Source organism: Arachnia sp., assembly GCF_057238465.1.
The window spans coordinates 42,291-51,636 of the sequence record NZ_DBHHFZ010000019.1 but is presented as its reverse complement, the minus strand read 5'-3'; the positions used below and the strand labels follow the sequence as shown (position 1 = coordinate 51,636).

Sequence of the window (9,346 nt, the reverse complement as noted above, 5' to 3'; positions counted from 1 at the left end):
GGGGGAGGGGGAGGGGGATGGGGAGGGGATGTCGCGGTTCGGGTCGGTCTGCTTGGGGAGGGTGGTTTCGACTCGGGCCTCGGGCAAATGGGACCAAACCGGTTCGTGCCACCCGCCTTCACCGCGACGCACGAGGCCAGAGGCCGCCCGGTCGGCGTGGTCCGGTCCCTCGGCAGGTCCGTCGGGGCCTTGAGGACCAGCGACCATCGTCGCGCCCGGCCCCAGATAGTGGAATTCGGTGGGATGGAGCTCCGGCATGGGGTTCAGCGGGGTTCGGACGGGTGCGGTTCGAGGGGGAAGAAGTCCTAGAGTAGGAGAACGTGAGTTTCCGTCCGTCCGCATCGCACACCACCGCCGGAGTCACGGGGCTCCGGCGTTTCGTTGCCGCCGTAGTCCTGGCGGGAATCGCAGCGGGTGTCACCGGATGGGTCTGTGCACACCTGCTGCACACCGTGGAGCACCTCGTCTGGGGCGCCTCCGAGGGGCACCTGATCACGGCCCTGGAGACCATCCCGTGGTGGCGTCGGATCCTCACCCTCGCGGTGGCCGGTGTGATCGGCGCGACCTCGTGGGTGCTGCTGCACCGCACCGGAACCGGACCGGTGTCAACGGAACAGGCCGTGGCGGGCAGGCGCATGCCGGTGCTGCGCACCATCTGGCATGCCGCAACACAGATCATGATCATCGCCATGGGTGCCTCGCTCGGCCGTGAGGTCGCGCCGCGGGAGGCCGGTGCCGCGCTGTCCGGGTGGATCAGCGACCGGTTCGGCCTGGCCCCGGCGGACCGGCGGATCCTGGTGGCCTGCGGGGCCGGGGCAGGTCTGGCAGCCGTCTACGGTATCCCCCTGTCCGGTGTCTTCTTCGCCCTCGAGGTCCTCCTCGTCACCTTCTCGAAACGCTCCCTGGCCTCGGCTTTCGCCGTCTCCGGCATCGCCGTTCTCGTCGCCAATGGCTGGGCCAGGCCGGAGGCCTACCACAGGATGCCGGAACTGGTTTCCTCACCCGCGCTGGTGGCGTGGGCCGTGCTGTTCGGTCCCGTGATCGGCTTGGCCGGCGCGCTCTTCGGTGAAGCGGTCAAACGCGCCGAGCAGAAACGCCCGACCACCACCCGGCTGCTGTGGGTCATGCCCCTGGGGTTCGCCGTGGTCGGGGCGGTCTCCATCTGGGTGCCGTGGGTGCTGGGCAACGGACACCTGGTCACGCAGACGGTCACGAACCAGGTGTCGGAGGTCGGGCCGCAGGCGCTCGGGTTGATCGCCCTGCTGCTGGCTGCCAAGGCGGTCACCACGCTGATCACGGTGCGGGTGGGTGCCTGGGGTGGCACGCTGAATCCCGGAATCGCGCTGGGCGCGGCCCTGGGGGGACTGACCGGGTTCGCGTGGTCGCTGATCTGGCCGGGAACCAGCCTCGTCGCCTGCGTTTTCATCGGGGCCGCGGCCTTCCTCGGGGCCACCATCAAGGCCCCCCTGACCGGGTTCGTGCTGGTGCTGGAGCTGACGCACTCCGGCGCGACGGTCCTGGTGCCGACGGCCCTGGCGATCGCGGGAGCCACGGCGGTCGCATCCTGGTGGCGGAACCGCGGAAAGGAACACGGCGAGAACAACGACGATGCGCAAACGGGTCCCGTCGCTCTCGCGACAGGACCCGTTGAAGAGACGAACTGAACCTTCCGGGACTACTTCTTGCCCTGGTTCTTGACGGCCTCGATGGAGGCGGCGGCAGCCTCCGGGTCGAGGTAACGGCCGCCCTTGACGAGGGGCCTGTGGTTCTCGTCGAGTTCGTACAGCAGGGGAACCCCGGTGGGGATGTTCAGCCCCGCGATGTCCTCGTCGGAAATGTCGTCCAGGTGTTTGACCAGCGCACGCAGGGAGTTGCCGTGCGCGGTGACCAGGACGGTGTGACCGGCATCCAGATCCGGGATGATGGCCTCCTCCCAGTACGGCAGCATGCGCGCCACGACATCCTTGAGGCACTCGGTGCGGGGACGCTCATCCGCGGGGATGTCGGCGTAGCGGGGATCGTTGAACTGCGAGTACTCCGCGTCGGTGTCCTGCACCGGCGGCGGGGTGTCGTAGCTGCGGCGCCACAACATGAACTGCTCGTCGCCGTACTTGTCACGGGTGGCGGTCTTGTCCAGCCCCTGCAGCGCGCCGTAGTGGCGCTCGTTCAGACGCCAGCTGCGGCGCACCGGAATCCAGTGGCGGTCGCAGCCGTCGAGGGCCAGGTAGGCGGTGTGGATGGCGCGACGCAGCAATGAGGTGTGCAGCACCGTCGGCAGCAGCCCCTCCGAGGCCAGCAGCTCCGCTGCTTTCCGGGCCTCGGCCTCACCCTTGTCATTGATGTCGACGTCCACCCAACCGGTGAACAGGTTCTTCGCATTCCATTCGCTCTCGCCGTGACGGAGCAGGATCAGCTTTCCGGTCATGGCGTCAGCCTACAAGGCGGACGACCCCGGGCACAGGGGCCGCCGCAACGAAACCCACCGGGGCTCAGGCGATGACCCCGAACTTGTACCCCGCACTCTTGTAGGCGCTGATGATCTGGGGCATCGACTTGACGGTCAAGTCCTTGCCCTCGGAGTCGTGGGCGAGCATCACCGCGACCTTCAAACCCTCGCCGATCGCGGAGGTCGCCATCTTCACCATGCCCGCGACATCCTTGGGTTGACGGTTCGGCGGCTCGGCGTCACCGGTGAGGCAGTTCCAGTCGAGCCAGTGCACCCCCTCGGCGGCCAGGGCCTCGTCGGCGGCCTCCAGCTTCTTCCAGCTCATGTGGCCGCCGGGGTAGCGCCAGGTGTTGGTCTTGAAATCGGGGCCGAGGACTTCCTCGAGGGCGGCCTTGGTTTTCTCGTACTCGCCCTTGATGGCCTCCAGGCTTCCGACGCGACCGGGGTAGAGCTTGTTGTAGTTGTGGGTGTAGCTGTGCATGGCCACGGAGTGTCCCTCCGCGATCTCACGCTTGAGCGTCTCGGGTGCGCTGCTCACGAGATTCCCGACCACGAAGAACGTGCCGTGCACCCCGCCCGCCTTCAGGGCATCCAGGATCTGCACCGAATTGGTGTGGTTCGGGCCGTCGTCGAAGGTGAGGAAGACGATTTTCTCGGGGGCCGAACTGGGATCCTTCATCCACGCCTGGACCTTCTCAGAGGGGTAGGCGTACTCGGCGGCCGCGTGGTTGTGACTGGTGTTCGGCTTCAAGGCCTCGGGGGACGCGTTCGAGGAGGGCGACGGAGAAGGCGCCGGGGACGGCTCGGGGGTGGGGCTCGCCTCGGCGGTGGACTCCTTGGGTTGTTCCGAAGATGCCGGGGCGGATGCCGACTGCGTGGCTTCCGGGGAGGGCCCACAGGCCCCCAGCCCGACCGCCATGGCGGCCACGGTGCCCGTCAACAGGCAACGGCGATTGAACGGCGTCATTGAAATCCCCTCGTAAAGACAAAATCCAACTACGCGAGCAGTGTAGACCTTCGGCCATTCAAATTCCGATCACGCTCAGGCGTTCGGCCACTCCTCGCCCTCCGGGAACTGCCCCGTGATGATGTAGATGACGCGGCGCGCCACCGCGACGGCGTGGTCCGCGAAGCGTTCGAAATAGCGTCCCAGCAAGGCGACGTCGATGGCCTGCTCCACCGACCCCGACCAGCTCTCGCCCAACAGCACTCCGAAGTGGTCGCGACGCAGGTGATCAATCTCGTGGTCGATCTCCGCCATGCGCAGAGCGGCCACGGCGTCGCGGTCCTTCAACGACTGGTTGGCCAGACGAATCATCGCCAGACACACCTCCGACATGCGGGAGAAGTTCTCGCGCAGCGAATCAGGCACCGCCGACTCCGGGAAACGCAACCGGGCGATCTTGGCCACGTGCGCCGCCAGATCACCCATGCGCGCCAGCTCGAAGACCACCCGGATCGCGGAGACGATGGTGCGCAACTCACCCGCCACCGGGGCCTGGAGGGCCAGGAGGGACAGGCAGCGGTACTCGAGTTCCTCGTGCATGGCGTCGAGCTGGGAATCATTGGAGATGACGGCTTCCGCGCGGGCCAGGTCGGGTTCCAGCAGGGAGGCGGACGCCTCGCTCACGGCGACCTCCACCAGGACCGCCATGTGCTGGAGGCTGTCGAGCAGGCCATTGAGTTCTTCGTGGTAGCTGGCGCGCATTTCGTCTCCGTCCTTCGGGATGGGAACCCTAGGAACGGCAGTCTAGTGGTCGTCGCCGACCATCGGATCCGACAATAGGATCTGGTGCATGGCCGTCGTTGTCGCCTTCCTGATGGGTGCCCTGCTCGCGCTGGCGGTGGCGCGCGTCGCGGGCTTCCTCGGGCCCCGCACCCGACCGGGGAAGCCGCAGCCCGCGCCCCGGGAAACGATGCCCGTCCACGACGACCTGGCCGCCGCCGTCGAGGCGCTTCCCGTCGGGGGACTGCTGGTCGGCCCCCACGACGAGGTGTTGAAGGTGAACGTCTCCGGAACTTCCATGGGCCTGGTGCGGGGAACACGGGTCGGGTTCCCGGGGTTGCTGGACCGGGTGCGGCAGGTGCGCAGGACGAACGCGGAATACCTGGGAAGCGTCATCCAGGACCGTCCCCCGGGCGTGGAGAACGTCGAGTTGTCCACCCGAGTGGTTCCACTTCGCCAAGGTCTCGTCCTGGTCATGGCCGAGGACGAGGCCGCGACCCGACGCATGGATGCGGTGCGGAGGGATTTCGTGGCGAACGTCTCGCACGAACTGAAAACCCCGATCGGAGCGATCGGGATTCTCGCGGAAACCATCGAGGCCGCCGCCGAGGCCCCCGAACAGGTGACCCACTTCGCCAGGCGTCTCCAGCGCGAATCGGCCCGGCTGGCCGAACTCGTCAGCCAGATCATCGAACTTTCCCGGCTCCAGTCCTCGGACCCGATGCTGAACCGTGAGGTGGTTGATGTGGAGGAGATCGTCGACGAGGCGGTTGGACGGACCCGGGAGGCCGCCGAGGCCCGCAGCATCAACCTCGTGCGCGCCGCCGTGCCCCGCGCCCGGGTGCTGGGGGACCGTTGGCAACTGATCGATGCCCTGGTCAACCTCGTGCAGAACGCCATCAACTACTCCGACGACAACGCCCGGGTCGTGGTGGCGGCCGTGCGGGTGCCCGACGAGGACGGCGAACACGTCGAGATCACGGTGACCGACAACGGCATCGGCATTTCCCAGGAGGACCAGGAACGCATCTTCGAACGCTTCTACCGGGTCGACTACGGGCGTTCCCGGGAAAGCGGGGGCACGGGACTGGGGCTGTCGATCGTCCGCCACATCGCCCTGGCCCACAAGGGAAGCGTTAAAGTGTGGTCGCGGCCCCGTCGGGGGTCCACCTTCACGCTGCGGCTTCCGGCCCACCAGGGTGGGGTCGTCGATGGGGAGACCCGGGAGGAATGAGGGATGGCCAGGATCCTGATCATCGAGGACGAGGGCTCCTATCGTGAGGCGCTCACCTTCATGCTCGGCAAGGAGGGATTCGACGTCGCCGCCGCGGCGGACGGGGAGAGCGGCCTGGCCGAGTACGAACGCAACGGCGCTGATCTGGTGCTGCTGGACCTGATGCTGCCCGGCATGCCGGGGACCGAGGTGTGCCGCAGGCTACGGACCCGCGGCGACGTCGCGATCATCATGGTCTCGGCTAGGGACTCCGAGACGGACAAGGTGGTGGGGTTGGAGATCGGCGCCGACGACTACGTCACGAAACCGTTCTCCCACCGCGAACTCGTGGCGCGGATCCGCGCCATCCTGAGGCGCGGCCACGACTCCACCCTGATCTCGGAGATCGTCGAGATGGACGGGGTGCGCATCGACGTGGAACGCCACCAGGTCCTGGTCGACGGCCAGGAGGTGAGGCTGGCGCTTCGCGAATTCGAGCTGCTGGAACTGCTGCTGCGCAACGCGGGACGTGTCATGACCCGCGGCCAGATCATCGACCGCATCTGGGGCAGCGACTACGTCGGCGACACCAAAACCCTTGACGTCCACGTCAAACGCCTCCGCAACAAGATCGAACGCGACCCCTCCAACCCCTCCCGGGTGATCACGGTCAGGGGCTTGGGGTACAAGTTCCGGGGATGAGCGGTGGCCCCGGCCACGAACCGGGAGCGCCCGGGTACCTGTCAGGTCCCGGTGGCGGGGGCCGGGATCATTCACGGGGCCGGTTCGTAGTGCCGTGGTAGGATGGCCTCCGGAAAGGGGCCTACAAGACATGACTTTTACAGTCGGAGAGACGGTGGTCTACCCGAATCACGGGGCGGCTGTCATCGAAGACATAGAGACCCGACAAATCAAGGGAGAGGACAAGCTCTACCTCGTACTGCGCATCATAGGTCAAAACGACCTCGTGGTGCGTGTTCCCGCCTGCAACCTGGACCTCGTCGGTGTGCGCGACGTGGTCGACGCCGATGGCCTGGAGCGCGTGTTCCAGGTGCTGCGTGCCGAGCACACGGAGGAACCCACCAACTGGTCCCGCCGTTACAAGGCGAACCTGGAGAAACTGCACTCCGGGAATGTCATCAAGGTTTCCGAAGTGGTCCGTGACCTGTGGCGTCGCGACCGTGACAAGGGGCTGTCCGCCGGCGAGAAGCGCATGCTCGCCAAGGCCCGCGCCATTCTCGTGGCCGAACTGGCCCTCGCGGAGGACGTCGCCGAGGACCGCGCCGAGGTGATGCTCGACGAGGTCCTGGCCTCGTGAGCCGTTGAACAACAACACGAACGAACCGGTCGTCGCCATCGTGGCGGCGGCCGGTTCCGGGTCTCGGCTCGGCGCATCCGTGCCGAAGGCGCTGGTGGAACTCGGCGGGATGTCCCTGGTGCGCCGCAGCGTCCTGGCGATGCGTGACGGAGGCGTGGGACACGTGGTGGTCACCACACCCGAGGGATGCCTGTCGATCTTCGAAGCGGCCCTGTCCGGACTGGACGGCATCACCTGCACCGTGGGTGGGACCGAACGCCAGGATTCGGTCAGGCTCGGGCTCGACGTGCTGTCGGAACGCTTCGGCCCCGAGACCATCGTGCTGATCCACGACGCGGCCCGTCCCCTGGTGCCCCCGCAGGTCGTCACCGCCGTACTGCGCGCGGTTGCGGACGGCGCGGAGGCGGCCATACCGGTGGTCGCGGTCCACGACTCGATCCGACAGGTCGGTGACGACGGATCCCGGATCGTCGACAGATCCACCCTCCGAGCCATCCAGACCCCGCAGGGGGCCCGGCTGGGGCTGCTCCGTGAGGCCCACGACCACGTGGCCCGGCACGGTATGGCCATCACCGACGACGCATCCGCGATCGAGGCGCTCGGGTACCGGGTGGTGCTCGTGCCCGGGCATCATGACGCGCTGAAGGTCACCGAACAACTCGACCTGGCCCTGGCGCAGGGAATCCTGGACGGCAGGAGCCGGACATGAGGGTCGGTATTGGAACCGACGTCCACAGGCTGGAGGCCGGGGTGCCGATGTGGGTGGCCGGGCTGCACTTCCCGGACGAACCGTTCGGCCTGTCCGGGCACTCCGACGGCGACGTGGCGGCCCACGCCATCGTCGATGCGCTGCTGGCCTCGGCCGGGCTGGGGGACATCGGATCGAACTTCGGCACGGACCGTCCAGAGTGGAAAGGCGCATCGGGGATCGCTTTCCTGACCGAGACGGCCAGGCTGCTCCGGGCCGCGGGCTTCGGGATCTGCAACGTCAGCGTCCAGGTGATCGGCAACCGGCCACGCATGGCCGCGCGCCGCGGTGAGGCGGAGCGGGTGCTCTCCGAGGCCATCGGGGCGCCCGTGTCGGTTTCCGCCACCACCACCGACGGACTGGGTCTCACGGGCCGCGGAGAGGGAGTCGCGGCGATAGCGGTTGCAATGACGATCGCGGGCTGAATCGTCCCGACGACCCAGCCCGCGACCCGGGGGAAGCGCCGACTGAGCAGACCCCGCGGGGAACAACTATCAATCAGCGCTTCCCGGCGGTTTTCTACTCGACCTCACTGGACGGCGCCTTGAAGGTGTTGCACTGGCCCAGTGATCCCCCGGAGTTCAGCCCACGCTCCAACCACATATGACGGTTTCTGCCCTTGCCGTGGTCGCCCTCCTCGTTCGGGTCGCCGTTGTTGCGCTCCCTCAGCTTGTCGTCACCCAGGTCCATGATGATGTTCAGAATGTCCTGGCGATCCGCGTCGGTGAGCTTGAGCCCCTGCCAGAGGGAGCTCATGGCGGCTCCGGCGAAGCAGTCGGCCTGGGTCTCGAGACGTCGGCTTATCTCCATGGCCTTGGAATCGCTGCCGCGCTTGGCCAAGGCGTTTCCGCTGACCAGTATTCCGGACTGCCCCTGTATGGTGTGCCCGTACTCGTGGGCGATGATCAGGTTGAAGATGGCACGAGCCTTGGACAGATCGGTGGAGAGGACATCGAGCATGTCCTGGGCGATGTATATCCGCTGGTCCGCCGCGCAATAGAAGGCGTTCTGGGACTCCTGGGTTCCGCATCCCGTGGTGACCTTCCCGCCCTCCGGGAAGACCGTGATCCTCGGTTGGAAGGCCTTGTAGCCGGCTTTTTCCAAGGTGGGGCCCCAAACCCGGGTCAGGCAACCGAGGTATGCCTGCAGATGGGTTTCCAACTCCTTGTCACTCTGCCTGTCACCGGGAGGAAGCTCGAGATCACACCGCACGGGCGATTCCAGCGACGTGTCGTACAGGAGGTTTTCTTCCATCAGCTTCTTCCCCTCCTCTCCGTTCTCCGGTACCACGAGCGGCGGGGGTGTGTCGTTGACGGGCGGGACCTTCCAATCCTCGTTCTTGTAATCGGAGGCCACGGTCGAGGAACCCGACTGGTTGAAGATGGAGATGGCGACCATTCCGGTCAGCAGGACGAGGGCACTGAACAGGGCGACCAGCAACCCCGTCGGGGGGCGCCTGGGTGTCACCGGTGAGGCATAGCCGCCGGGGATGAAGGTCGGGGTGGGCTGCTGCATCGCAGGGAAACCCTGAGGGGCGGGCCGGAAACCCGTGGGGGCGTTGGGAAGAAAAGCAGGACCCGGGGTTGTGGACATCTGCGTCGCGACCGGGGCCGGGTAGGTCACCGCGGGCTGGGGGGCGGGAAACTGCTGGGGCGGCTGCTGCGGCATCGCCCTGTGAGGGGTGGTCGGCTGTGGTGTCATCCTGCGCGGGGCGGTCGGCGGCTGATAGGGGGAAGGTGGCATCGGCGGCCGGGGAGGCTGCTGGCCGGTGGGAAACCCCTGCTGCGGGGCTTGCTGGTCCTGCGGGGGAGCCGGCTGTTGCCAAGGAGCCGGCTGTTGCCAAGGAGCAGGACGCTGCCCCGGGGAGGGATTCCCTCCAGGGCCCTGCTGATTGG

General features: G+C 67.2%; 10 protein-coding genes. 6 read left to right on the top strand and 4 right to left on the bottom strand.

What is annotated here, in order from left to right:
• Positions 1 to 320: 320 nt before the first annotated feature.
• On the top strand, positions 321 to 1,664 hold the full coding sequence (locus tag ACO6D6_RS14820) for a chloride channel protein (protein WP_484786012.1): 1,344 nt from the start codon (positions 321 to 323) through the stop codon (positions 1,662 to 1,664).
• Positions 1,665 to 1,675: 11 nt separating this feature from the next.
• On the opposite strand, the gene ACO6D6_RS14815 is transcribed toward ACO6D6_RS14820, so the two are convergent.
• The 3 genes from ACO6D6_RS14815 to phoU form a co-directional block, all read right to left on the bottom strand.
• The gene (locus ACO6D6_RS14815; protein WP_484786011.1) at positions 1,676 to 2,425 is read right to left on the bottom strand and encodes a phosphoglyceromutase; all 750 of its coding nucleotides are present in this window, start codon (positions 2,423 to 2,425) and stop codon (positions 1,676 to 1,678) included.
• Positions 2,426 to 2,489: 64 nt separating this feature from the next.
• Complete coding sequence (locus tag ACO6D6_RS14810) at positions 2,490 to 3,413, bottom strand: polysaccharide deacetylase family protein (protein ID WP_484786010.1); 924 nt, start codon at positions 3,411 to 3,413, stop codon at positions 2,490 to 2,492.
• A 75-nt stretch (positions 3,414 to 3,488) separates the two neighbouring features.
• On the bottom strand, positions 3,489 to 4,154 hold the full coding sequence (phoU, locus tag ACO6D6_RS14805) for a phosphate signaling complex protein PhoU (RefSeq protein WP_484786009.1): 666 nt from the start codon (positions 4,152 to 4,154) through the stop codon (positions 3,489 to 3,491).
• An 88-nt stretch (positions 4,155 to 4,242) separates the two neighbouring features.
• Between phoU and ACO6D6_RS14800 the strand changes: the two genes are divergently transcribed.
• From ACO6D6_RS14800 to ispF, 5 genes are all read left to right on the top strand, one after another.
• Entirely contained in the window at positions 4,243 to 5,406 is a 1,164-nt protein-coding gene (locus ACO6D6_RS14800; RefSeq protein ID WP_484786008.1) for a sensor histidine kinase, read from the top strand.
• Positions 5,407 to 5,409: 3 nt separating this feature from the next.
• Entirely contained in the window at positions 5,410 to 6,087 is a 678-nt protein-coding gene (locus ACO6D6_RS14795; protein ID WP_484786007.1) for a response regulator, read from the top strand.
• Positions 6,088 to 6,217: 130 nt separating this feature from the next.
• Positions 6,218 to 6,703, top strand: a complete 486-nt coding sequence (locus ACO6D6_RS14790) for a CarD family transcriptional regulator (protein WP_041696187.1) — start codon at positions 6,218 to 6,220, stop codon at positions 6,701 to 6,703.
• A 4-nt stretch (positions 6,704 to 6,707) separates the two neighbouring features.
• Entirely contained in the window at positions 6,708 to 7,412 is a 705-nt protein-coding gene (ispD, locus tag ACO6D6_RS14785; protein ID WP_484786006.1) for a 2-C-methyl-D-erythritol 4-phosphate cytidylyltransferase, read from the top strand.
• Entirely contained in the window at positions 7,409 to 7,876 is a 468-nt protein-coding gene (ispF, locus tag ACO6D6_RS14780) for a 2-C-methyl-D-erythritol 2,4-cyclodiphosphate synthase (RefSeq protein WP_454965827.1), read from the top strand. Before ispD ends, ispF begins: the two co-directional genes overlap by 4 nt.
• A 94-nt stretch (positions 7,877 to 7,970) precedes the next feature.
• Here the strand turns inward: ispF and ACO6D6_RS14775 are convergent, their stop codons facing one another.
• A complete protein-coding gene (locus tag ACO6D6_RS14775) occupies positions 7,971 to 9,194 on the bottom strand; it encodes a neutral zinc metallopeptidase (RefSeq protein WP_484786005.1) in 1,224 nt (407 codons plus the stop codon).
• Positions 9,195 to 9,346: the final 152 nt, after the last annotated feature.